The sequence below is a fragment of the Clostridium carboxidivorans P7 genome, from assembly GCF_001038625.1.
GTDB classification, from domain to species: Bacteria; Bacillota; Clostridia; order Clostridiales; family Clostridiaceae; genus Clostridium_AM; species Clostridium_AM carboxidivorans.
The window spans coordinates 5,167,218-5,192,641 of the sequence record NZ_CP011803.1 but is presented as its reverse complement, the minus strand read 5'-3'; the positions used below and the strand labels follow the sequence as shown (position 1 = coordinate 5,192,641).

Sequence of the window (25,424 nt, the reverse complement as noted above, 5' to 3'; positions counted from 1 at the left end):
TTTCGTTGTCTTTGGTACTTTATCACTTACTACGTTTTGACATTAAAATATAAACATTAAAATTATATTTATATTTTAATATTAAATTGTTACAATTAGGTTACAACTTAAACTTAATTTTACCTGCTTTTCGACATTTTGTATATGTATTTTACTTAAAAATTCTAAATATTTATTTTATAAAAAAAGTACTGACAACTCATATTTGTCAGTACTTTATTATTTGACATTTATTCAAATCTCAATGCTTCAATAGGACTTAACTTAGAAGCCTTATTAGCAGGATATACTCCAAAAACTATACCCACAAGAATAGAAAATAGAAACGCTTCTATTACTACATTATTAGATATTACAACAGATGTATGAAAAAAAGTTTTCATTACATAAGCTGCTGCATATCCACCTAAAACTCCCAAAATCCCACCAAAAGTACTTATGCCCGCAGATTCTAGTAAAAATTGCATCAGAATAGTTTTCCTCTTAGCACCAATGGCTTTTCTTATACCTATTTCTTTTGTTCTTTCAACTACTGAAACAAGCATAATATTCATAATTCCTATTCCACCAACAAGCAAAGATATAGCTGCTACTCCTGAAAGCATAGTAGTCATACTATCACTTGTTGAAGTAGCTGTTTCCAAAAGGCTGGACTGATCCATTATTCTATAATTAGTATTTTGTGAAGAATCACTGCTAAATTTGTTGTTTAAAAATAACTGAAGGTATCCTTTTGCTTCTGATATCGAATCCTGACTTTCTGCTTCAACATAAAAAGTTTTTATCTGTGAAATCTTAAATAGTCTCTGAACAACACTTAAAGGTACTATTATCTTATCATCTGGAGAATCTTGTCCACTACCACCTTGAGTAGCAAGCACACCTACTATGGAAAATATACTTCCATTTATATTAATTTCTTCTCCAACAACATCTGTACTTCCAAACAAAGTATCCGCAGCATCTGTACCAATTACTGCAACTCTATACCTGCTATCTACATCATCTTGAGTGATAAATCTGCCACTAGTTACACCTAATTTTCTTATAGTTGCAGAACTTGGTACACATCCTTCAATAGAAGTTGTAGTACTCTTTGAACTGGATTCTGATTTTACTGTAGCATTTTGCTGTGATGCTGAAGGTGCTATATCCTTTATTCCTGGTTTCTTTTTAAGTTCATTTAACTCACTATTTGTTACTGTTATACTTCTTCTTCCCATGATATTTACAGTTATAAGATTAGTCCCTAAACTTGAAATTTTAGAAGCTACATCCTGTTTAGTTCCCTGTCCCATACCTACTAAAGCTATAACAGAAGTAATTCCTATTATTATGCCAAGCATAGTAAGGAAAGATCTCATCTTATTGGCTAAAACCGATGAAAATGCCATTTTTATAAGTTTACTAAATTTCATTTAAATCACCTTACTATATTCACAATTTAATTCATCTGATTGAATATATCCATCTTTTACAGTTATTATCCTTTTTGCCTGATGTGCAATTTCATTATCATGAGTTATAAGTACAATTGTATTTCCTTCTTTATTTAATCCCTTAAGCATTTCAATAACTTCTTTTCCTGTTTTGCTATCCAATGCTCCTGTAGGTTCATCTGCCAATAATAATTCAGGTTCTGTAGCAAGAGCTCTTGCAATAGCAACTCTCTGTTTTTGTCCTCCAGAGAGTTCTGCAGGCTTATGCTTAACATGAGATATTAAACCAACCCTTTCTAAAGATTTTAAAGCTTTTTCTTTCATTTCTTTATTACTTAATCCTTGATATATTAAAGGTAATTCCACATTGTCTAGCACATTCATTTTCGGAAGAAGATTGTAATTTTGAAATATGAAACCTATTTTTCTATTGCGAATCTCTGATAATTTATCATCATTACAATTTGTATCTTCTCCATCAAGGATGTATTCTCCAGAGGTTGCCACATCCAAACAACCTATTATGTTCATCAAAGTAGACTTACCTGCTCCAGAAGGTCCCACTATTGATACAAATTCACCTTTCTCTATATTTAAATTAACATCACTTAAAGCTCTATATTCGCTGCTTCCCATTTTATAGATTTTATTAATATTTTTCATTTCTATAACAAGATTCATATTCTACCTCCATAAAACCACATATTCGTTAATTTGGTGGCATTCCTCCTCCGCCAGACATTCCTCCACCTGGCATTCCGCCTTGTTGACTACTTTTATTTTTACTTGACTTACTACTGTTATTTGTATTAGTAGTTTGTGTAAGTTCTGTCATAACAACCTGATTATCTTTAAGCCCACTTGTTATTTCAATTAGAGTTTTATTTTTAAGTCCTGTTTTCACTTCTACAAGCTTTCCTGGTCTTATATTATTAGAGGCTTTTTTATTAGCTGAAGTTGATTTACTTGTTTGTTCAGAAACCATGACATATTTCTTTCCATTTTTTTCTGTAACAGCTTCTACTGGAACTGTTAACACATCTGCCTTACTTTGTACCTCAATACTGACATTTGCATTCATTCCTATTTTCACATTCTCTGGATTATCTATAGTCACAACTACACTATAAGTTGTAACATTATTGGTAGTTGTACCACTTTGTGAAATAGATTCAACACTGCCTTTAAAAGTTTTATCTTTAATATCATCCAACTTTATTGTAGCTGTTTGTCCTACTTTTACTTGGTTAATATCCAGTTCATCTACAGCTAGTGTCACTCTCATTTTTGATGTATCTGATATAGTAGCAATAAGCTTTTCATTTGTTACTATTTCACCATTTTTAACATTTAATACTGTTACTATTCCGCTTATAGGAGTAGCTATTGTAGATTTAGCTAGATTAGCTTGTTTGTCACTCAAGTTTTTTTGTGCCAACTTGATGTCATTTTCTTTTTGAGCAATAGTGTTGTTTAAAGTTTTAGCATCAAGTCTAAATAATACATCTCCTTTGTTAACGCTCTGACCAGCTGATACACAAACTTCTGCCACTTTTCCACTAGAAGGAAATGGAACAGCTGTTTCATAAGAATTATCAGACCCTACAGTTATCATGGCCATTCCTCCATAAGTAGACTTTATGGAACTAACCTCGTCTCCCACACCTGCATATACTGCTCTTACCTTTCCACTTATAGGAGCCTTTACTACAAGATCATCCAACTGATTTTTCAATGCCTGCAGTTCTAAATAACTGTGTTGCAATGAAATTTGCGCACTATCCACTGCCTGTTGAGTTGTACTGTCATCAATTTTGCAAAATAAATCCCCCTTATTAACAGCAGCACCTAATTTTGCCGTCATTCCATCTACTGTACCAGTGTTAGATGAAAAAACATTTACTTCATTTACTCCTGTAACAGCACCTGTAGCTTCTACAGTAATATCCAAATTAGTTTTTGTTGCCTTTGATAAAGAATACTTAGTAGATGTCAGTACATTTTTAGATGTACTTCTTTTATATGCATAGTATCCTCCGAAACCAGCTATAATTATTAAAACTATTACAGCTGATATTTTTAAAATCTTTTCTTTCATGCTCAGAAACCTCCAAATCTAGTTTACCTTCACTATCATTTCCTCAATTTGAACTTTAATTATGATAAGTCATTTTTATCCACATTCTAATTCTACTCTAAGGGCTTTATATAAATCTCGGTAAAATTGTGGCAAAATTGTGGCAACTTTAAATACCAAACAATTTCAAATGATATTGTAAGCTGCTTATGTTAAAATTGATTAAGAGGTGAGTTAATTGAATAAAAAACTAATATATATTGGCGATGATGAAGTTAACATTTGCAACATAATAAAATCTTTCCTTGTCAAGGAAGGCTTTGAAGTAGAATTATTTAATGATGGGCTTTCTGTTCTTGAAGCTTTCAATACTAAAGAACCAGACATGCTCATACTGGATATTATGATGCCTGAAATGGATGGCTTTTCGCTTTGTTCATTAATTCGCCAGAAAAGCTGTATTCCAATAATAATAGTATCTGCTAAGGATACAGAACCTGATAAAATAGCAGGTCTTACTTTAGGATGTGATGACTATCTTACTAAACCTTTTAGTCCTATGGAGCTCATAGCTAGAATTAAAAGCATTTTTCGTAGAATTGAATTAGATAAAAAACAACATATTGAAGATAACAAAGTTATTACTATTGGAGATATTTCTGTAAATCTTGATATAAAAGAAATACATTATCATGGAAACAATATAGGCCTTACAGGTATGGAATTTTCATTTATTTATTACCTTATAACAAACAAAAATAGAGCAGTAAGTCGCAGTGAACTATTAGATAAAGTTTGGGGATTCGAAAATGATGTAGAAACCAGGGCCACTGATGATATGGTAAAGAGAATTAGAAAAAAACTACTAAATGCTGGTTCTTCTTTAAAAATTGATACCGTATGGGGTTTTGGCTTTAAAATACAATTTAAGGAATGATATTATGAAAAAAACTACAATTAAATGGAGAATTTTTAAATATAATATTATTATAATTATTATGTTAATTACACTGACTACAATAATATTTAATATTGCTATTCGTCTATATTTTGAAAAGGATTTATTTATGCAATTAAATAAAATTGCATCAAATACTGAGCGCATAGCCTTACAGCATGGGCCAGATTTTTTTGTAAAATCAGAGAAGGTGCCGCCACCACCTCCTTCACCTCAAAACAGTAATAGCCTTATACATTTCTATTTTATGTTAGATCGTTCATTGAGAGATTCCCTTACTGTTTTGAATGCAAATTATATTTTACTTGATAAATCTAAAAATATACTAACTCCTTTTCCAAGAGAATCCTCTGTAAATTCAGCCGATATATTAAAACAAATAAATGAAACTGCAAATAAATCAAAAAAACTTAGTTCTAAAAATTATTTGAACTTTTATTTATCTGGTACTGAATATATAGCAATAGTTAAACCTGTATCTGAAAAAAATTCCTTTGGACTGGGATGGATAATCATATATTCAAACATTGAAAAAGTAAAACAACTGCAAATTGGAATAAATATTATTCTTTCAATTATTTTAATTTTTTCATCATTGATTATTTTAATTTTTTCATCTATTTTATCAAAAAAAATATCTTCTCCATTTTCTACGCTCAGTCAACATATAAGATCTATTGCTGAAAGAAATTTTGATACCAAAATTAATATGTCTGTAGATGATGAATTACGTGAATTTGTAAACAACATTAATATCATGTCTGAAAAATTAGAGATATATGATAAAGCACAAAAAACTTTTTTTCAGAATGCATCTCACGAATTTAGAACTCCACTTATGTCGATCCAAAGTTATGCCGAAGGTATAAAGTATGATGTGATTGATACTGATGAGGCTGCTGACATTATAATTGATGAAACAAAACGATTAACCCGTTTAGTTGAAGACTTACTTTACTTATCTAGGCTTAATACAATAGATGATAATTATCACTATAATAATTTGGATTTTAACGATTTAATAAAAAGTTGTGTTCGACGCATGAATACTATTACTGTAAATAATAATATAAAAATTATTCTAAATAACATAGATAAAAAAATTGAAATAAATGCAGATGAAGAAAAACTTTCGCGAGCAATTACTAATATAATAAGCAATTGTATAAGATACGCATCTAGTGCTGTTATATTAACAGTTAAAGTTATAGATAGTAAAATACTCTTAACTATATCTGATGATGGCGTAGGTTTTCAAAAAAATGATCTTCCTAATATATTTGAAAGATTTTATAAAGGTAAAAAAGGCAACTTTGGTTTAGGCTTGCCTATCAGCAAAAATATTATTGAAAAGCATAATGGAAAAATTATCGCTAAAAATTCTGATTCAGGAGCATTGTTTATAATTGAATTGCCCTTAATTAAAATCACCTAAGCTTGGTAATTTATAATTAAACGCACCATTTATCCACAATATACCAACTGTGACATAATTGTAACATGCCTGTAACAATCTACAATTATAATTATTATGAGATAAATTATTATTTTTAAAGAAAGGGTGATATTATGAACGTTAATACTACAAATGACATTTATCAATATTTACTTAATCCTCTTTATAATAACAACTTAACAACTAATAGTACTAACAACACTGATTCAGATGACTCAAATACTGATATAACTACTGATTCAATTCAATTAAGCAAAACAGCTGTTGACACTTTAAGTTCTACAACATCATCAATAAAATACGGTCAACCATATACTAATAACATCAATAACTTTATTGCCCCTAACATTAACTTATCTGATGGCATTAAATCAAAACTTAGTAGTCTTGTAACTGCTGGAACTATTACTCAAGATCAAGAAGATAAAATTGAAGATTTTATTCAACAAAAAAATGAAGAAAGAAAATCTGAAATGGATAAGCTTAAAAATATGAGTACTAGTGATAGAAAATCTTATTTAGAGCAAAAGAAATCTGAAGGTAAACCTGACCTTTTAAAAGATTTAGTAAGTGCCAATATTATATCTAAGGATCAAGCTAATTCAATAGGAAGCCTTACTCCTACTCCACCAAATAGACTTTCTAATATGTATAAAAATAATTTAAATACAACAGTAAAATCTACACTAGATAACCTAGTAAGTTCAAAGGTTATAACTCAAGATCAAGAAGATACTATTATAAGTTCTATTGATCAAAATATCAATAAATCAAATACTGAAACTAATTCATCCCAGAATCAAGAAAGCTAGAATAACAAAATAAAACTTTATTTATAAATATCCAATAAAAATTTAATATATACATAATGTAGACTGGCTTAATTAACATTAACTAAGTAAATAAGTTAAACTAGCTTTGAATGTTTATAAACTAGCATATATTAAAGACTAAAGAGGAAGGTAAAGTCATCTTCCTCTTTTTATCAATAAATTTTACTTAGTGGAAATGTCACAGTAGTCATCCATTAGGTAAAACTTTTTCACTAATTAGAACTTTGAGATGTTTGGCTACTATTGTTTGAAGTTGATTGTCCATTGTTCTTTTGAGGCATATTAGCACTTATCTTTTGCATAACAGCATCTGCTTGAGCTTGAGTGATAACCCCATCAGTTACTAGTTTGCTTAAAGGACTTTTACCTTTATTTTGATCATTTCCTTGTGAATTAGCTTGTCCATTTCCCTGTTGATTACTTTGTTGATTTTGATTATTATTCTGACCATTATCTTGTGGTGGCTTGTTATCTCCGCTTTTATTATCTGGTTTAGTTGTAAGAGCTGTTAGAATCTTATCCGATTGAGTTTGGTTTATAGTTCCTGCTGTTACAAGAGCTTTAAGACTTTCTTGTATCTGTGTTTTTCTTTCATCTGAGTTACTTGTCTTATTACTACTTTGTGAAGTTGTTTGTTTAGTACTACTACTGCCAGTACTAGTACTGCTTTTACTACCACAACCTGCAAATAAAGATACTGACATAGCAACTGCAACTAAACACATAACAGATTTACTAAATAAATTATGTTTTTTCATTTTTATTATACCTTCCTTTTTACACTTAATATTAACTTTATTTACTAAATCTTAATACTTTTTTGTTACAATTTCATAACAGCTTCATAACAATTTAAGCAACAAATATATTTGTTGCTTAAATTTTAAAGCCGTTGATATTAACAGCTAACCTTTAAAAGTTTGCTAATACCAACGGCTTTGTATAGTAATTTCTAATTTATTTTAAAATTTTCCATAATTATTGATAGCTTTTCTGCTCCTTCTGCATTTTTATCAACTTCTTGTGATATAAGCATATTTTTATCATTTACTGCAGATACACCCTCTGCTATTTCTCCTGAAGCTTTTGCAACTTCACCTACAGAAACAGCAACTTCCTCCATACTTTTTACAATTTGATCTACAGCACTGGAAATACTTTCTGAAACTTCTGAAAAATTTTCCACTATAGATTTAACAGTGCTTCCATCATTTTTATATTGTTTACTTATCTCTATTAAATTTCCATAATCCTTTAAAACATCACTTTCAATAAACACTAAAACTTCCCTGGAGGAATTGGACAGTTCTTCTACAGCAGCTAAAACCTTTTTAACATTAGTTTGTATTTCAACAACTGCGTCAGATGATTCCTCCGCAAGTTTACGTACTTCTTCTGCAACTACTGCAAATCCCTTTCCATGTTCTCCTGCACGTGCAGCTTCTATAGCTGCGTTTAATGATAATAAATTTGTTTGTTCTGATATATCTAAAATACTATCAGCCATTTCTGATATATTTTTAACTACTTTAGAATCTTCTATAGCTTTTTCTAATTTATCTTTAGCATACTTATAAATTTTTTCTGCATTTTCCTTAGCCTGTGAAGAATTTTTATTTATATCATCAGCCTTTTTTTCTATTGCAATAGCAATATTTAGTCCTTCTTTAGCCTTTTCAGCTGAAACATTTACTTCTTCCTTTACTGTAGTTGCCATTGATGTTACTTCTTCTGAGGATGCTGCAGATTCTTCCATTCCTGCTGATATTTGCTCTGTAGATGCTGATATACTCTGAACTTGAGAATTTACCTCTTCAAACATTTTTACCGTTCTATTTACACTTTCAGTTGTACTTTGGCCCTGGTTTTTTACTTCAATTATTGTTCCCTTTAAAACCTTTATAGCATCATTTAATGCCTTAACTGTTTGTCCAATTTCATCATTTGCATGAACTTCTATCTCAAAATTAAAATTTCCCTGTGCTAGTTTATTTGCTGCCTCTGATAACTCTTTCATCTGTGATTTTATACTTTTAATAATAATATATGAGAATATAACAATTAAAATTAAACATGCAATACCAATAATAATCATCAATTGTATAACCTTTTGTGCAGAAGCATTCGCCTTCGCTCCCTGTTGTTTGGATAATTCATCTTGTAAATCTACCATACTTTGAATATTAGAAATCAAAGCATTTTGAGGCTTTTCCATTTTCTCAAACATAACCAATAATTCCTCATTAGTTACACCAATCCTCATTCCAGTCTTTACAGCATCATTAAAAATTGGAACAACATCTTCTTTACCAGATTTCACTTTTTCAAATATTTCTTTGCCTTTTTGTGTAGAAAGTAATTTTTGCAATTCATTTTGTGCATCTTCGTATTTTGCTAAACTTTCATCTATTTCCTTTTTCTTTGAAGTCATGTAATTCACATCATTACTAACTCCAATATCTCTAATGTCTATTGCTATTTTGTTAATGTATCCTCTCATATCAGTAGCTAATTTTACCTTCCTGTTATTTACATTAATTGTTTGATATAATAGTGCATTTGATTCCTTAAGTTTAACTATAGCTGCAGTTGAAATGACAATAAGCATTATCATCATAACACCAAAACTAAATAAAAGTTTACTTGTTAGCTTTACTTTTTTTAAATTCATAACTTCACCTCTTTATAAAAAATTTATACATATATATCGACTGTTTATTTTATAAATTAATATTATTTCTCAATATATGTACTATTTCATATGAAAATTTTTTTAAAAATGTAATTTTGTAAAAATATATGTTATATTTTTATATTTTTTACCAATACATGAAACCTATCTATGCTTAATCACAATATTGTAAAAATTATGTATATTAATTTGTACTATTAGTGAATTTTATTGCAAATTTTTATATACCATGCAATAATTACTATATAAAGCATTTATACGGAGGTGAACATTAATGGACATATTTGTAGCAAGACAACCTATCTTTAACAAAAGTAATAAGGTCATAGGATATGAATTACTTTTTAGAAATAGCTATGATAATAAATATACAAATGGGGATGGCGATACTGCTACTTTAAATGTAATAAATAGTTTGTATACTTTAGGAATAGATAATGTTACCAATGGAAAACATGTTTTCATTAATTTTACTGAAAACTTATTAAATCAGGACTTTATTGCATTGTTACCTCCTGATATTGTTACAATTGAGATATTGGAAAACGTTTATCCAAGTCCCAAAGTTATAATGGAATGCAAAAAATTAAAGAAAAAAGGATATACTATCGCTCTTGATGATTTTGTATTTGATGAAAAACACAATAATCTTATACAGATTGCTGATATTGTAAAGGTGGATTTTTCCATAACTAAAGGGTATGAAAGACAAAATATAATAAAAAGAATAAACTCAAATAATATTAGATTTCTTGCAGAAAAAGTTGAAACTATAGATGAATTTAATGAAGCAAAATCATTGGGATATTCATATTTTCAGGGTTACTATTTTAGTAAACCTGTAATACTTTCTGGGAAAGATATTCCACATGATAAACTTATTAACTTTAAAATTTTAAAAGAATTAACTAATGAAGACCTTGATATCGAAGGCTTAGAAAAGCTTATATTAATAGACGTTTCTCTTTCCTTTAAACTATTAAGATTAGTAAACTCAACAGCATTTTCATTAAAAAATAAGGTAAACTCAATAAAACAAGCAATTTCGTTGCTTGGAGAAAGAGAAATCAAAAAATGGATATATGTAGTTATAATACGTTCTCTAGGAGAAGATAAACCAAATGAATTAATAAATTGTACACTTATTAGAGCTAAATTTGCAGAATTACTCTGCGTTAAAATGGGATTAAAATACAAAAGCTATAGTTCATATATTACAGGTTTACTTTCATTTATTGATGTAATTTTAAATCAACCTATTGAAATAATAGTAAAAGATTTGTGCTTATCAGTTGAAATTAAAGATGCTCTATTAAATAAAGAAAATATATTAAGTTCAATAATCAAATTAATAACTTTTTATGAAAAAGGACTTTGGGACAAGGTAGATACATATTCAAAAAAATTAAATGTTAGTGAGCAAGATTTATCAAACTGCTATTTTGAATCCTTAAATTGGTTAAAACAACTTAATGGCTATTAAGTTTTACCCTATAGCCATTATTTTTGCTTTAATTCTTTTTTAACCACCTATTTGATACATCATTTTTAAACTATGACTTTTATTATCACATTCTAAATGATGTTGTGAAGGTTTATTATATATAATATCCTTTAAAACTGATGTGAGTAAAACTTCATTATCTACATATTCCCTTATGTTTATTTCTTTAGCTGAATGAAGACAAGGTTTAATGGTTCCCATAGATGTAAGTCTTATTCTATTACAATTGCTGCAAAACTTACAACTTAGTGGACTGATAAATCCTACTTTACCTTTTGAGTCAATAAGCTTGTACATAGATGCAGTGCTACTTTTACTAGATTCTAAAGGTATAAGTTCTGGAAACTCATTTAAAACATCTTCTGAAGACATAAAACCACTTTTGTAAAGCTTTTCGCCTTCCCCTATAGGCATAAGTTCTATAAATCTTATTTCTACAGGTATTTCTCTAGTAAGATCTATAAAGTTTTTTATTTCATCATCATTTATCCCTTTTATAAGTACTGTATTAACTTTTACTTTAATACCTAAACTTATGCATTTTTCTATTGCTTTTAATACTTTATTTAAGTCTCCACCTCTAGTTATATAACTAAACTTGTCCTCTTTTAAAGTATCTAAGCTTATATTTACTCTCTTGAGTCCTGCTTCTTTTAACTCATCGGCTAAATCGTATAAAAGTATTCCATTAGTAGTTATAGCTATATCCTTAATTTGTTGTATTTTAGAAGTTTCACTTATTAATGAACTTATATTTTTTAATATTAAAGGTTCCCCTCCTGTATACCTTATTTTTTTTATTCCAAGAGGAACTGCAGATTTTATAATCTTTAAGACTTCTTCAAATCTAATTACATCTTCATGGCACTTTTTAGAAACGCCCTGCTCAGGCATACAATATATACATCTTAAATTACATCTATCTGTAAGGGAAATTCTAAGGTAGTCTATATTTCTTCCATAGTTATCAATCATTTTACACCCACCTTTAATTATATATATTATGGATTCAGTGTTTAAATTTTTTAGACAAGCATTAATATATATCCTCGTATTACTTAATATCATATAACGCTTTTAAATATTATTCAACACAATTTATAACTTTTTAATAATTTTCACATAAATTATTTTAAATTTTCGGAAAATTTCACCATTTAGTAAAATAAAATCCATATAGAAAATATTCTTATTAGCTTTAGCATTTCTCTTTATAATGTTATAATTACTTTAAAATTATAATTACTTAAGAGGTGGTACAATAATGAATTCTGTATATTTTGATAATGCCGCAACAAGTTTTCCTAAAGCTCCAGGAGTTGCTGAAAGTATGGTAAATTATATAACAAACATAGGCTGTAATGTAAATAGAGGTGCTTATGCTTCTGCTCTTCAAGCTCAACGAGTACTTTTTGATACTCGTAATTTGATTTGTTCTTTTTTTAATTTTGATACTCCTGAAAATGTTGTGTTTACAAAGAACATTACTGAAAGTTTAAATATTTTAATTAAAGGTTTACTAAAACCTGGCGACCATGTAATAGTATCTTCTATGGAACATAATGCTGTTATGCGTCCGCTAACCTCTATGGAAAAGTCTTCTGTAGAATTTTCCAGAGTACCTTGCAATATCGATGGTACACTTAACATAGAAGATCTTGATAAATACTTAAAGCCAAATACAAAAGCTGTAATTATGACTCATGCATCTAATGTATGTGGCACTATTTTACCGCTTATACAAGTTGGGGAATTTTGCAAGAAAAACAATTTATACTTTTTAATTGATAGTGCTCAAACTGCCGGATTTTTGGATTTAGACTTTAAAGCCTTAAATGCAAATGCTATAGCTTTTACTGGTCATAAGGCATTTCTTGGCCCTCAAGGTATGGGAGGCTTTATAATAGATACTAATCTTGTACCTCTAGTTGATCCATTTATAGAAGGTGGTACTGGAAGTGTTTCGTCCTCAGAAAAACAACCTGATTATATGCCTGATAAATTTGAAGCCGGTACTATGAATATTCCTGGAGTATTTGGATTAAATGCTTCATTAAACTATTTAAAAGATATAGGTCTTAATACTATAAGAGAAAAAGAACTCTACCTTACAAAACTTTTTATAAATAAGATTAAAAACATGGATAATATAAGATTAGTAGGTTTAGATGGAATAGAGAATAGAACTGCTGTTGTATCTCTTGATTTTACAAGCAGCGACAATGCGGAAGTTTCATTTAAACTATCAAGTGACTACTCAATACTTAACAGATGTGGTCTTCATTGCGCTCCATCAGCACATAAAACCCTTAACACTTATCCTCAAGGTACTGTTCGTTTGAGCTTCAGTCATACTAATACAGAAGAAGAAATTAATTATGCTATAGATTGCATTTATAAATGTATAAAATAATTATGTGATATAAATTACACTTTAATTTTGAAAACTTTCAATGAAAAACAAGACTGACACAATATAAAAAAGGTGTCAGTCTTATTAATTTAAAATATACAAAAATCTATTTGTTATACTATATTAAATTTATATTTAATATAATATTCCTCTTCCTTATTTGGTTTCAATACTATATCTCCAAAGTTTTTGTGATGTATTGAATCAGGTAATGTTTGAGCTTCTAGAGCTACTCCAAATTCAGGCAATACTTTCTTATTTTGAACCTTCCAAATCTGATCTACAACATTAAGAGTATAAACTACTAATCCATTACGATTTGACTCAATATCAAGACGTCTACCTGTCTCATGATTAATTAAAGTTGCTATATTTCCACTATTGTCTACCTTAAAAGGATGATCAATACCACTTATTTTGAAATGTCTTTTTACATCTTCAATTGCCTGTGACAAATCTTTCTGTTCTCTAAAATCTAATGGTGTTTCAGATACATCATTTAATTTGCCAGTTGGTACTAAATCATCAGCAAGTTCAGTATAATTATCTGCATTAATTTGTAATGTATGTCCTGATAACAATTTGCTAAAATCATTATTTAAATTAAAATACGAATGAATTGTAGGATTAAAAAGTGTATAATCATCAGATATACCTTTAAAAGTAATTAGAACTTCATCCTTATTATTAAGTGTATATATTATTTTCACCTGCAAGTTTGCTGGAAAACCATCTTCTTCAGATGTAATTGTTCTATAAAAAATTATGCTGGTATCATCTTTAGATTCTACAACTTCACTATTCCATATTAATGTATCGAAACCGTTTTCTCCACCATGTAATGTGTTTTCTCCCTCATTAGTTGGCACCTTATATAAATTATCTTTAATTTGAAATTTACCTTTAGCTATACGACCACCAACTCTTCCTATGGCTGCTCCTAGAAACATACTTCTATCTTTTAAATAACTATCTAAATTATCAAAACCTAATAAAACATTTGATAAGTTTTCTTGTTTGTCTTTCACAAAAATTTCTGTTAATTTAGCTCCATAGGAAATACAAGAAACCTTCATTCCATTACTATTTGTCATTGTATACTTTCTAATTTCCTTTTCTCCAATACATCCAAATAGTTCACTTTGAACCATGTTACTCATCCCCTCATATCATATTTTTACAAAAACGGAACTATTATACTAATTTCTTAGTATAATAGTTCCTATTTTATCATTATAATAATCTGTTAGCAATTACACATGCCACTGCCATTTAGCAACCTCAGGAAGATCTTCACCAAAGTCACGAATGTATTTATTATGTTCAACTATTTTGTCGTTCATTAATTGAACAAGGTGTGCTCCACGGTTTCCAAGTTGAGGTAAATTTTGTACTACATCTTTTACAAGATTAAATCTATCTAATTTATTCTGAACACGCATATCAAATGGAGTCGTAATTGTACCCTCTTCTTGATAACCATGAACATGTAAGTTATGATTAGCACGATGATAAGTTAATTGATTAACTAAATGAGCATAGCCATGGAAAGCAAATATAATTGGCTTATCTGTTGTAAACAATGTATTATAATCTTGTTCACTTAATCCATGAGGATGTTCATTTTCAGGCATTAGCTTCATCATATCTACTACATTTACAAAACGAACTTTAAGCTCTGGTAAATGTTCACGCAAAATTGTAACTGCTGCTAAACCTTCTAAAGTTGGAGTATCACCACAAGTACCTATAACTACATCAGGTTCTTGTCCCTGGTCATTACTTGCAAAGTCCCAAATACTAGCACCCTGTTCTACATGCTTAACAGCTTGTTCCATAGTTAACCATTGTTGTCTTGGATGTTTTGATGTAACTAATACATTGATTTTATGTTTAGTATGAAGACAATGATCAAAAACAGCAAGTAGAGTATTAGCATCAGCTGGTAAATAAGCTCTAACTATTTCTGGTTTCTTGTCTACTATATGACCAAGTAAACCTGGATCCTGGTGTGTATAACCATTGTGATCCTGCTGCCATACATTAGATGTAGCTATTAAATTTAGAGAAGCTATATCTTTTCTCCAAGGAAGTTCTGAAGTTACTTTTAACCATTTTCCATGTTGAGTAATCATAGAATCTACAATACGAAGGAAAGCTTCATAGCTTGAGAAGAAACCATGACGTCCAGTTAATAAATATCCTTCTAACCAACCTTCACATAAATGTTCACTAAGCATTGAGTCTACAATTCTTCCATCATGAGCCAAGAATTCATCATTTGGTTCATTTATTTCTGGTAACCATTGACGTTTAGTTCCTTCAAATAATGCCCATAAACGGTTGGACATAGTTTCATCTGGTCCAAAGATACGGAAGTTACGATTTTCTTCGTTTAATTTAACCACATCACGTAGGTATTTTGCAAGTTCAATCATATCCTGTGAAGTAGTAGCTCCTGGAGTAGGTACATCTACAGCATAATCACGAAAATCAGGAGTACGAAGTTCCTTTAATAATAAACCACCATTTGTATGTGGATTTGATGCCATTCTCTTATTTCCCTTTGGAGTTAATTCTTGAAGTTCAGGAACTAATCTACCATTTTCATCAAATAATTCTTCTGGTTTATAGCTCTTTAACCATTTTACCAAATCATCTAAATGTTCTGTGTGACAACGGTCTACTGGAAGAGGTACCTGGTGCGCACGGAAAGAACCTTCATTTGGAACTCCATCAACCATTTTAGGACCTGTCCATCCCTTTGGAGTACGTAAAACAATCATTGGCCACCTAGGACGAGTAGCATCATTATTTTTACGAGCATTTTCTTGTATTTTAAGAATTTCTTCAGTTACTATATCAAGTGTATTAGCCATTAATTCATGCATAGTTTTAGGATCTTCGCCTTCCACAAAATAAGGCTTCCATCCATTTCCTTCAAAGAACTTTTTTAATTCTTCATTAGGAATACGTGATAATATAGTAGGATTACTAATTTTGTAACCATTCAAATGTAATATTGGAAGTACTGCACCATCTGTAATAGGATTTAAAAATTTATTTGCCTGCCATGAAGTAGCAAGTGGACCAGTTTCAGATTCACCATCACCAACAACGCAAGCAGTAATTAAACTAGGATTATCAAAAACTGCACCAAATGAGTGAGCTAAAGAATAACCTAATTCTCCACCTTCATGTATAGAACCAGGAGTTTCAGGTGCCATATGGCTAGAAATTCCACCCGGGAAAGAAAATTGTTTACATAGTTTCTTTAAACCAGGAATATCACGAGCAACATTAGGATAAACCTCACTGTAAGTTCCATCTAAATAAGAATTGGATACCATAACTTGACCACCATGTCCTGGTCCAGAAACATAAATCATGTCTAAATCATACTTTTTTATAACTCTATTTAAATGAGCATAAATAAAGTTTTGTCCAGGAATAGTTCCCCAATGTCCAACTACTTTTCCTTTTAAATGTTCAGGCTTTAAAGGTTCTTTAAGTAAAGGATTGTCTAATAAATATAATTGTGCTGCAGATAAATAATTAGCAGCACGCCAGTAAGCATCCACCTTTTTCAAGTATTCTGGTGTAATATTTCCTTCACCTGTATGTTCTTTTGTTGTTATAACTTTCATAATATTCCTCCTGATTTATAATTTTTTCATTGTGAAATCATCTGATGTCATATTTAACAAATAACAAGTGTTTGATTTTTGTTAATTGTAATCCAACATTTTATTATGTATTATGAGCTCTTCATTTTATACGTATATATTTTAAATTTTAAATTATTTATACGTATAAATTAGAATATTTTTTTGACAACTATGGATCCATTACAAATTCCATAGTTGTCATTTTTTCTTACAGTATAATAAGCGTTATTACTAGCTTTTAAATAATTATCTTGAAACTTCTTTAATAAGATCTCTTAAGTTAGTGTTTTTATCTATTATAATTGTTTCTAGTCCAACCATACGAGCCCAATCATAAACTTGCTCAGAAGTTAAAGCTAAAGTAAGAACAGTATGATGTCCGCCGCCAGCATAAATCCAAGCTTTAACAGCATCTGCAAAGTTTGGCTGTGGCTGCCATACCATCTTAGCTACAGGTAAATTAGGTGTATCTTCAGCAGCTTTAACAGCAGTTACTTCATTAATAAGCATGCGATAGTGTGTTCCAAGATCAAGCATAGATATAGTGATACCTTCTCCAGTTGTTCCATTAAATATTAAACGTGCAGGATCTTCTTTTCCACCAATACCTAATGGTTTAACAACAACTCTAGGTTTGTCTGCTGCAAGAGTAGGATCTACTTCTAACATATGAGCACCTAAAATTGTTTCACTGCCAGAATTTAATTCATAAGTATAGTCTTCCATAAATCCAGTTTTTTCATTCTTAGTCATGATTTTAATTAAACGGCTTAATGCAGCAGTTTTCCAATCGCCTTCACCTGCAAAACCATAACCTTCTGCATTTAAACGCTGAACTGCAAGTCCAGGTAATTGTTTCATTCCATATAAATCTTCAAAGTTTGTAGTGAATGCTGTATATCCACCAGCATCTAAGAAATTACGTAAAGCAATTTCCATTTTTATTTGTTCTTTTACTTGTTTTTCATAGAATTCAGGAGTGTTATCACCTGGTTCCATTATATAAAGCTTTTTAAATTCTTCATAAGTATCATTAATTTGTTTTTCTGAAACTTTGTTCATTTCAGCAACTAAATCACCAATACCAAAGTAATCAACTGTCCATCCAAATTGAATTTGAGCTTCTATTTTATCTCCTTCAGTAACAGCAACATTACGCATATTATCGCCAAAACGTGCAACTTTAATATCCTGGCTTAAAATGTAACCTACAGCTACCTGCATCCATTCAGCAATTTGCTTTTGAACATCATCTTTCTTCCAGTAACCTACTACTACTTTATTATGTTTATTTAATCTAGCATTGATAAATCCATATTCTCTATCACCATGAGCACTTTGATGTAAGTTCATATAATCCATATCTATTGTTTTCCAAGGAATGTTCTCATTAAATTGAGTTGCTAAATGCAATAAAGGTTTTTGTAATAATTTTGTTCCAGCAATCCACATTTTAGCAGGTGAAAAAGTATGCATCCATGTAATAACACCAGCTACTTCATCTTTGTAGTTTACTTCTTTCATAATACTTGTAATTTTATCAGCAGATGTTGCTAAAGCTTTAAATACAATAGGATATGGTAATTTTCCGCTTTCATTTAAACATTTTATAATTTCTTCAGAATTTTTTTTAACCTGAGCTAATGCTTCTTCTCCGTATAAATGTTGACTTCCTACTACAAACCAAAATTCTAACTTTTTATTTTTTAACATTTTAATCATCCCTCTTCTTTTATTTTTTCTGTCCATAATATGCATTTTTTCCATGTTTTCTTTTAAAATGCTTGTCCAATAAAACTTGATCCATTCTGATATTATGAGGATTCAATTGTAATGAATGATATGTCATTTTTGCTACTTCTTCCAAAACTAGCGCATTATGTACTGCATTTTCTGGATCTGTTCCCCAAGTAAAAGGACCATGATCATTTACTAATACTGCTGGTATATTATTAGGATCAATATCATTATCTTTAAAAGTCCTAACAATTACGTCTCCCGTCTGCTTTTCATATTCTGTATTTATCTCACTTGCAGTCATTTGCGGTGTTACAGGAATATCACCATAAAAATAATCTGCGTGAGTAGTTCCTGCTGCTTTAATAGAAATTCCTGCCTGAGCAAAGGAAGTAGCCCAAGGTGAATGTGTATGAACAACACCTTTTATATCAGTAAATTTCTTATATAAAACTATATGAGTTGGCGTATCACTGGAAGGATTTAAATCACCTTCTACAACATTGCCGTTCAAGTCTACAACAACCATGTCACAAGCCTTCATATTTGTATATTCAACTCCACTTGGCTTAATTACTATTAACCCCTTCTCACGATCAATTCCGCTTACATTGCCCCAAGTTAATGTAACCAGCCCATACTTTGGAAGCATTAGATTAGCTTCTAGTACTCTTTTCTTCAAATCCTCTAGCATAAATTAATCCTCCTTAGCTGTAACTTTATTAATTTGTTTTAGATACTTAATAACATTAATCTCTTTGCTTAACATTTAAATTTCTTTCTTGAATTATAATTTTAAATCTACATCTTAAAAACGATTTTACATATATAATACTATTTATACGTATAACAGTCAATGTATTTTTAAAAATTATACGTACAACTTTTAATTCTATTTTTTATATTTATTTATGCAAAAACCATTGTATATTCACATTCATATTTAGTATCATTTAGGAAGTTTAATTATGAAGGTTTTCTAACATTTCTTATACCTTTATGTCTAAATCTATTTCCATTAAGTCAAAGTTTTCCATGTGTTTAGTGACACATACGTACCTGCTTATTATTTAATAGCTATAATAAGTGAATTTATTTCAATAGGTACGTACATGTTCTAAAAAACTTAAATAAATTAAGAAACTTTCTCAATAGAACGATTGTATAAATATGTTTCAATTTCTTCTAATGATTTTCCCTTTGTTTCATAAAGAACATATTTTGCAAATAGGAATCCTATAACGCAAATTGCAGCAAAACCAAAGAATATTACAGATAAACCTACTGTTTGAAGTAATATTGGGAAGAATAAAGCAACTAAAATATTACCAAACCAGTTTACTGTTGATGCAATACCAGTAGCAATTCCTCTAACATTACTTGGGAACAATTCACCAACTACAATCCAAGTAACAGCAGCCCAAGAGTATGCATAGAAAACAACATACAAGCAGATAAAGAAGAATACAGTCCACATTGCCCATGCATGATTAGCTTGAGCAGAAGGATAAACTAATCCAACCAATAGTAGACATACTCCCATTCCAATAGATCCTGACATAAATAGGCTACGACGTTTAAATTTATCTACAATCATTAAAGTTATAACAGTTGCTAATACAAAAACAACACCAATACCAACCGTACTAATAACTCCACCAATCGCTGAACCAAAAACCTTTTCTAGAATTTGTGATGAGTAATAAAAAATTGTATTTGCACCTTGAATTTGCTGTAATAATGTTAAACCACAGCCTGCAACTACAGCAGGTAGAGCTGTTTTTCCAAACAAATCTTTAAATGAACCTGAATCAGTATTTTTTGAATTAATAATTTCCTGATACTCAATTTGTGCTTCTTCAGGAGAACGTAATGTTTGCAACACCTCTAGTGCCAATTCCTTTTTTCCAATTCGAGCTAAGAATCGTGGTGATTCTGGTAACACTAATGTTCCAAATAACAATACTATGGCTGGTACCATAGCACCACCAAGCATCCATCTCCATCCTTCAAATGCATTTGCAAATCCGTAATTAACACCATATGCAATAAGCATTCCTACTGTTATCATTAACTGATTTAGTCCTGATATCTTTCCACGTGTTTCAGCTGGACTAATTTCTCCCATGTACATTGGAACCAATGCTGAAGCACCACCTACAGCTGCCCCTAAAATAATACGAGCACCAATTAAAAAGCTTGTACTCTTAGAAATAGCAGATCCTATAGCACCAATTGCAAATACAATAGCACTCCACATAATCATTTTACGACGACCAAAACGATCTGCTAATGAAGCCATTAGTGACGCGCCAATCATAGCTCCTACAAACAATCCAGAAGTAATTGCTCCTTCTAACCATGGATTAATCTGCCATGTTGTCTTAATTCCAGGTAAAGCACCGTTAATTATTCCGATATCATATCCAAACATAAATCCTCCAAAGGCTCCAAAGAAGTAGATTAATGTTGGAGATACTTTTTTCTTCATTGTAATTTTCCTCCTTACTCATTGGTTAATTAATATTTATTATTTTCTTTAGTTAAATTAATTTCTAATCTTACCTTAATTATATTTAACTATATATCTAGCATTCATTTAAATTAAATGTTCCACTGCTGCTTTTTCAATAGGAATTCCCTTTTTATAGCGCTCCATGAATTTCTCAAAGCCTTCAACATCTTTTGGTTCAGGCTTTACTTCATCAGCTACATAACCAGCAAAAACCTTTTTTGATAAAAACTCTGACAATGTGATGTTATTTTCCTTATTTTGCAAATAACTTGCTAATAGCGCAATTCCCCATGCACCACCTTCACCTGCAGTTTTCATAACTGACACTGGTGTATTTACTGCAGCGGCAACTGCTTCTTGTCCCACAATAGGTGTCTTGAACAATCCACCATGACCAAGTAATTTATCAAGTTTCACTCCTTCATCCTTAAGAAGAATGTCCATACCAATTTTCAATGCTCCTAAAGAAGTAAAGAGATGTGCTTTCATAAAGTTTGGCAAATTAAAATTACTTTTTGGTTTTCGTACAACTAGAGGTCTACCTTCTGAAACACCTGTAATGTTTTCACCTGCCAAATAGTTATATGCAAGAATTCCTCCACAATCAGGATCACCTAAAAATGCCTGACTATAGAGTCCCATATAAAGAAGCTCTTTTGGAATCTTAACATTTATCGCTTCGGTAAATTCATGAAAGATATTTACCCATGCATCTATATCAGAATAGCCATTGTTTGCATGAGCCATTCCTACTAAATCTCCTATAGGTGTTGTTACCATATCAATCTCTGGATGAACTTCCTTAAGTGGCTTCTCAAGAACAACCATAGCAAAAATTGATGTACCTGCGGATATATTTCCTGTACGTGGTGCAACTGAATTTGTGGCAACCATTCCTGTGCCTGCATCTCCTTCAGGTGGACATAATGGAATTCCACTTTGAAGATTTCCACTCACATCAAGCTTTTTAGCTCCTTCTGGAGTTAAAATACCAGCACTTTCTCCGGCTACTAAAATCTTCGGTAAAAGTTTTTCTACATTTAATGAGTATTTTTGAACTTCTGGCAAGCTATTGAAGGCTTCTAACATATTATTATCATAATTATGAGTATTCATATCAATTGGGAACATTCCTGATGCATCACCAATACCCAAAACCTTTTCACCTGTTAATTGCCAATGAATATATCCAGCTAAAGTAGTTAGAAAATCTAACTTTTCAATATGAGTTTCATTACGAAGAATAGCCTGATACAAATGAGCTATACTCCATCTTTCTGGAATATTAAATTTAAACAACTTTGTTAACTTTTTCGCTGATTCTTCTGTCATTGTATTACGCCAAGTCCTAAATGGTACAAGTAGGTTTCCTTGTTTATCAAATGCCATATATCCATGCATCATTGCTGAAAAACCAATGGAACCAATTTTAGAAAGTGTAACTCCATATTTTTCTTTTACCTCAGAAAAAAGTTTTTGATAACTATATTGCAACCCTTTCCAAATTTCTTCTAATGAATAGGTCCAAACCCCATCTTCTAAGCTTGTCTCCCATTCAAAGCTGCCACTAGCTAACGGTTCAAAATCGTTTCCAATAAGAACAGCTTTAATACGAGTAGAACCAAACTCTATTCCTAGTGATGTCTTACCATTTTCAATTTCTTCTACTATTTTTTCTTTTATAGTCACTAGAATGACCTCCTCTTAAAATATTAGTAAACGGTTTCCTTAGAATGAATATACCACTTATGTACGTACATGTCAATAAAAATTTTCAAAAAGGTACGTACATATTTTTCCTCAATAGATTTGCTGCCTTATAATTTATATTTATATAAAATCCTATTCGCTCTAACTTTTATTGATAAATCCTTACTACCGTCTTACTTTTCCAATTAAATTTCAAATTAACTGTTAAATATCAATGTCCTTTATATTCATACGTATCAATCATAATTACTGCTGTTTCTAAACATATAAACTTATGTTATAATATTCTATGAAAAAACATTTATTTTTACAGGAGAACAGCTAATGAAATACAAATATGAAGAAGTAGAAAAAAATATTATTGACTGGGTCGTTACAGGTAAATATAAAACACATGAAAAAATACCTACTGAATCAGAACTTATGCAAATGTTCAATGTCAGTAGGCACACAATAAGAAAAGCTATAGGCGATCTTGTATCAACTCAATATTTATATAGAAAACAAGGAAGCGGCATATATATTTCTGATTGGACAGAAAATAGAGAAAATCTTAAAAATAATAAAAATGTAGCTGTGTTAACAACTCATATATCTAACTACATTTTTCCTAATATAATTAATGGTATGGAAGATACTCTTTATTCTGAATCTTATTCTCTTTTATTGTCTTCAACTAATAACAATGTTATGTTTGAAAACATTAATCTGAAGAATTTGTTAGCATATGAAATAGATGGTCTTATCTTAGAACCAACTAAAAGTGCATATCAAAGCCCTAATATTGGATACTTAAACAACATAATATCTAAAAATGTGCCTGTTGTAACAATAAACGCTTCTTACCCTGAAATTAATGTTCCTAGTCTTCGCACTGATGATTTTAAAGGTGGAAAACTTGCAACAAATCACCTTATATCATTAGGTCACAGAAAACTAATGGGTATTTTTAAAGTTGACGATTTACAAGGTATAAATAGAATGAATGGATTCATTGCAGAATGCCAGGAAAATAATATTTCACCATCCTCTGGACAGATTTTAACTTATCTATCTGAGGAAATAGCTTCATCATTGCCTTCTAAGATTGAATATGCACTAAAATCCGAAAAAAGACCTACAGGAATTTTTTGTTACAATGATGAAATAGCTTACGCAGTGTTAACTATTGCTAATAAACTAAACATCAAAATTCCTGAAGAACTATCAATAGTAGGCTTTGACGACTCACAGCTTGCAGTATAATTATAAGTCCAACTTTAACTTCTATAACCCATCCTAAAGAACAAATGGGTAAGGATGCTGCTAATTTGATTATTAAGCTAATCAATAACAATAATCATTTTGAGGCTAGTGATTCAATTCTTTATGATCCTCAACTTATTATTAGAGAATCAACTTCTCCAATAAAATAATTTCTCCATAAGGTGCTGTCACTCTAAGAATTTACATACAATATGTTGTAAAATTTATTGTTAGTGCGGCAACCTCTTTCTTTTTTATTCTATTGTACTCCACAACAAAAAATATTAAAAAAAGCATTATACAACTGGATTTAGTAGACTTATGATTAAAATAGCTTTCTAACTTCCTCTAATATTTTAAAATTTGTCAGATCATAATGAAGAGGTGTCACTGTAACATATCCTTGTTTTATAAAATGTACATCTGTATCTATATCTTGAACATTATTTAATTCTCCTCTTAATTGAAAACTCTTGCCATCATCTATAGCATTTTCTTCAAAATAACTATTATAAGTTCTTCCTCCTATTCTACATATTTTTATTCCTTTGATTTTTTCCTTATTTAATATAGGAACATTCAAGTTCCATACAACATCATCCTTAAGATATTTATTCTTGATTTTTTCTATTAAATCTGATGCATACTTTGCTGCAACTTCATAGTTATCCTCTCCACCTTCAATTTCTGAAGAAACAGCCATGGATGGTATTTTATAAATAGCAGCCTCAATAGCTGCAGAAACTGTTCCTGAATACAGTACATCAATTCCTGCATTTACACCATTATTTATTCCAGATAAGACCATATCTACTTTACCATCTGTAAGTTTATTTACTGCAACTTTTACACAATCTGCTGGTGTACCACTGACACTATATGCTTTTGATTTTATTCCATTCAATTTAACTTCCTTAACAATTAGTGGTTCTCGCATAGTTATAGAATGGCTGCAAGCACTTCTTTCAACACTTGGTGCAACAATAATTATTTCATGATTTTTCTCTAGTTCCTTGGCTAAAGTATATATTCCCTTTGCATTAACTCCATCATCATTAGTCAATAATAACTTCATAAATTAACCTCCATAATTATATAAATTCATTACTAGATCTATTGTAACACATATAAATTTAACAAAAGTAGATATAAAGCTTAATGCTGTAAATAATCCTTA

General features: G+C 30.3%; 20 protein-coding genes. 7 read left to right on the top strand and 13 right to left on the bottom strand.

The features are described 5' to 3' along the window. Positions 1-230: 230 nt before the first annotated feature. Genes Ccar_RS23365 through Ccar_RS23355 form a run of 3 tightly spaced genes read right to left on the bottom strand, consistent with a single transcriptional unit; the run spans position 231 to position 3,537 of the window. On the bottom strand, positions 231-1,418 hold the full coding sequence (locus Ccar_RS23365; RefSeq protein ID WP_007059166.1) for an ABC transporter permease: 1,188 nt from the start codon (positions 1,416-1,418) through the stop codon (positions 231-233). Next, entirely contained in the window at positions 1,419-2,120 is a 702-nt protein-coding gene (locus Ccar_RS23360) for an ABC transporter ATP-binding protein (RefSeq protein ID WP_007059167.1), read from the bottom strand. Between the two features lie 28 nt (positions 2,121-2,148). After that, positions 2,149-3,537 carry an efflux RND transporter periplasmic adaptor subunit gene (locus Ccar_RS23355; protein WP_007059168.1) on the bottom strand — a complete coding sequence of 463 codons (1,389 nt, stop codon included), beginning with the start codon at positions 3,535-3,537 and terminating at the stop codon, positions 2,149-2,151. A 217-nt stretch (positions 3,538-3,754) separates the two neighbouring features. Here Ccar_RS23355 and Ccar_RS23350 point away from each other — a divergent pair, with 217 nt between their 5' ends. The 3 genes from Ccar_RS23350 to Ccar_RS23340 all read left to right on the top strand — a co-directional run bounded on the left by Ccar_RS23350 (position 3,755) and on the right by Ccar_RS23340 (position 6,742). Further along, positions 3,755-4,453, top strand: a complete 699-nt coding sequence (locus Ccar_RS23350; protein ID WP_007059169.1) for a response regulator transcription factor — start codon at positions 3,755-3,757, stop codon at positions 4,451-4,453. Positions 4,454-4,457: 4 nt separating this feature from the next. Further along, positions 4,458-5,909: a HAMP domain-containing sensor histidine kinase gene (locus Ccar_RS23345; protein WP_007065112.1), complete on the top strand. Its 1,452-nt coding sequence runs from the start codon at positions 4,458-4,460 to the stop codon at positions 5,907-5,909. A gap of 134 nt (positions 5,910-6,043) precedes the next feature. After that, entirely contained in the window at positions 6,044-6,742 is a 699-nt protein-coding gene (locus tag Ccar_RS23340; protein ID WP_007059172.1) for a hypothetical protein, read from the top strand. 233 nt (positions 6,743-6,975) lie between these two features. Here Ccar_RS23340 and Ccar_RS23335 read toward each other — a convergent pair whose 3' ends face one another. After that, positions 6,976-7,521: a hypothetical protein gene (locus Ccar_RS23335; RefSeq protein WP_007059173.1), complete on the bottom strand. Its 546-nt coding sequence runs from the start codon at positions 7,519-7,521 to the stop codon at positions 6,976-6,978. A 194-nt stretch (positions 7,522-7,715) separates the two neighbouring features. Then, a complete protein-coding gene (locus tag Ccar_RS23330) occupies positions 7,716-9,434 on the bottom strand; it encodes a methyl-accepting chemotaxis protein (protein ID WP_007059174.1) in 1,719 nt (572 codons plus the stop codon). Between the two features lie 295 nt (positions 9,435-9,729). On the opposite strand from Ccar_RS23330, the gene Ccar_RS23325 reads away from it, so the two are divergent. Next, positions 9,730-10,938, top strand: a complete 1,209-nt coding sequence (locus tag Ccar_RS23325) for an EAL and HDOD domain-containing protein (RefSeq protein WP_007059175.1) — start codon at positions 9,730-9,732, stop codon at positions 10,936-10,938. 39 nt (positions 10,939-10,977) lie between these two features. Here Ccar_RS23325 and moaA read toward each other — a convergent pair whose 3' ends face one another. Then, entirely contained in the window at positions 10,978-11,934 is a 957-nt protein-coding gene (gene moaA / locus Ccar_RS23320) for a GTP 3',8-cyclase MoaA (RefSeq protein WP_007059176.1), read from the bottom strand. A gap of 289 nt (positions 11,935-12,223) precedes the next feature. Between moaA and Ccar_RS23315 the strand changes: the two genes are divergently transcribed. After that, a complete protein-coding gene (locus Ccar_RS23315) occupies positions 12,224-13,372 on the top strand; it encodes an aminotransferase class V-fold PLP-dependent enzyme (protein ID WP_007059177.1) in 1,149 nt (382 codons plus the stop codon). A gap of 113 nt (positions 13,373-13,485) precedes the next feature. Here the strand turns inward: Ccar_RS23315 and Ccar_RS23310 are convergent, their stop codons facing one another. The 6 genes from Ccar_RS23310 to Ccar_RS23285 form a co-directional block, all read right to left on the bottom strand. Continuing rightward, positions 13,486-14,523 carry an aldose epimerase family protein gene (locus Ccar_RS23310; RefSeq protein ID WP_007059178.1) on the bottom strand — a complete coding sequence of 346 codons (1,038 nt, stop codon included), beginning with the start codon at positions 14,521-14,523 and terminating at the stop codon, positions 13,486-13,488. Positions 14,524-14,625: 102 nt separating this feature from the next. Next, positions 14,626-17,019, bottom strand: a complete 2,394-nt coding sequence (locus Ccar_RS23305) for a phosphoketolase family protein (RefSeq protein WP_007059179.1) — start codon at positions 17,017-17,019, stop codon at positions 14,626-14,628. Between the two features lie 267 nt (positions 17,020-17,286). Beyond that, a complete protein-coding gene (araA, locus tag Ccar_RS23300) occupies positions 17,287-18,753 on the bottom strand; it encodes an L-arabinose isomerase (protein ID WP_007059180.1) in 1,467 nt (488 codons plus the stop codon). 19 nt (positions 18,754-18,772) lie between these two features. Beyond that, entirely contained in the window at positions 18,773-19,471 is a 699-nt protein-coding gene (locus Ccar_RS23295; protein ID WP_007059181.1) for an L-ribulose-5-phosphate 4-epimerase, read from the bottom strand. Between the two features lie 441 nt (positions 19,472-19,912). Then, the gene (locus Ccar_RS23290) at positions 19,913-21,268 is read right to left on the bottom strand and encodes a sugar porter family MFS transporter (RefSeq protein ID WP_007059182.1); all 1,356 of its coding nucleotides are present in this window, start codon (positions 21,266-21,268) and stop codon (positions 19,913-19,915) included. 108 nt (positions 21,269-21,376) lie between these two features. Then, positions 21,377-22,981, bottom strand: coding sequence for a xylulokinase (locus tag Ccar_RS23285; RefSeq protein ID WP_007059183.1), 1,605 nt, complete (start codon positions 22,979-22,981; stop codon positions 21,377-21,379). 345 nt (positions 22,982-23,326) lie between these two features. On the opposite strand from Ccar_RS23285, the gene Ccar_RS23280 reads away from it, so the two are divergent. Both Ccar_RS23280 and Ccar_RS27670 read left to right on the top strand, forming a co-directional pair. Further along, entirely contained in the window at positions 23,327-24,247 is a 921-nt protein-coding gene (locus Ccar_RS23280; RefSeq protein WP_007059184.1) for a GntR family transcriptional regulator, read from the top strand. 44 nt (positions 24,248-24,291) lie between these two features. Continuing rightward, positions 24,292-24,417, top strand: coding sequence for a hypothetical protein (locus tag Ccar_RS27670; RefSeq protein ID WP_007065114.1), 126 nt, complete (start codon positions 24,292-24,294; stop codon positions 24,415-24,417). 155 nt (positions 24,418-24,572) lie between these two features. Here Ccar_RS27670 and surE read toward each other — a convergent pair whose 3' ends face one another. Continuing rightward, positions 24,573-25,322, bottom strand: coding sequence for a 5'/3'-nucleotidase SurE (surE, locus tag Ccar_RS23275; RefSeq protein ID WP_007059185.1), 750 nt, complete (start codon positions 25,320-25,322; stop codon positions 24,573-24,575). Positions 25,323-25,424 lie beyond the last annotated feature (102 nt).

Coding starts and splice junctions, on each gene's coding strand:
- Ccar_RS23340 (WP_007059172.1), top strand. CDS start 6,044: ATGAACGTTAATACTACAAATGACATTTATCAATATTTACTTAATCCT.
- Ccar_RS23365 (WP_007059166.1), bottom strand. CDS start 1,418: ATGAAATTTAGTAAACTTATAAAAATGGCATTTTCATCGGTTTTAGCC.
- Ccar_RS23315 (WP_007059177.1), top strand. CDS start 12,224: ATGAATTCTGTATATTTTGATAATGCCGCAACAAGTTTTCCTAAAGCT.
- Ccar_RS27670 (WP_007065114.1), top strand. CDS start 24,292: ATGGGTAAGGATGCTGCTAATTTGATTATTAAGCTAATCAATAACAAT.
- Ccar_RS23325 (WP_007059175.1), top strand. CDS start 9,730: ATGGACATATTTGTAGCAAGACAACCTATCTTTAACAAAAGTAATAAG.
- Ccar_RS23345 (WP_007065112.1), top strand. CDS start 4,458: ATGAAAAAAACTACAATTAAATGGAGAATTTTTAAATATAATATTATT.
- Ccar_RS23335 (WP_007059173.1), bottom strand. CDS start 7,521: ATGAAAAAACATAATTTATTTAGTAAATCTGTTATGTGTTTAGTTGCA.
- Ccar_RS23360 (WP_007059167.1), bottom strand. CDS start 2,120: ATGAATCTTGTTATAGAAATGAAAAATATTAATAAAATCTATAAAATG.
- araA (WP_007059180.1), bottom strand. CDS start 18,753: ATGTTAAAAAATAAAAAGTTAGAATTTTGGTTTGTAGTAGGAAGTCAA.
- surE (WP_007059185.1), bottom strand. CDS start 25,322: ATGAAGTTATTATTGACTAATGATGATGGAGTTAATGCAAAGGGAATA.
- Ccar_RS23330 (WP_007059174.1), bottom strand. CDS start 9,434: ATGAATTTAAAAAAAGTAAAGCTAACAAGTAAACTTTTATTTAGTTTT.
- moaA (WP_007059176.1), bottom strand. CDS start 11,934: ATGATTGATAACTATGGAAGAAATATAGACTACCTTAGAATTTCCCTT.
- Ccar_RS23305 (WP_007059179.1), bottom strand. CDS start 17,019: ATGAAAGTTATAACAACAAAAGAACATACAGGTGAAGGAAATATTACA.
- Ccar_RS23355 (WP_007059168.1), bottom strand. CDS start 3,537: ATGAAAGAAAAGATTTTAAAAATATCAGCTGTAATAGTTTTAATAATT.
- Ccar_RS23290 (WP_007059182.1), bottom strand. CDS start 21,268: ATGAAGAAAAAAGTATCTCCAACATTAATCTACTTCTTTGGAGCCTTT.
- Ccar_RS23280 (WP_007059184.1), top strand. CDS start 23,327: ATGAAATACAAATATGAAGAAGTAGAAAAAAATATTATTGACTGGGTC.
- Ccar_RS23295 (WP_007059181.1), bottom strand. CDS start 19,471: ATGCTAGAGGATTTGAAGAAAAGAGTACTAGAAGCTAATCTAATGCTT.
- Ccar_RS23310 (WP_007059178.1), bottom strand. CDS start 14,523: ATGGTTCAAAGTGAACTATTTGGATGTATTGGAGAAAAGGAAATTAGA.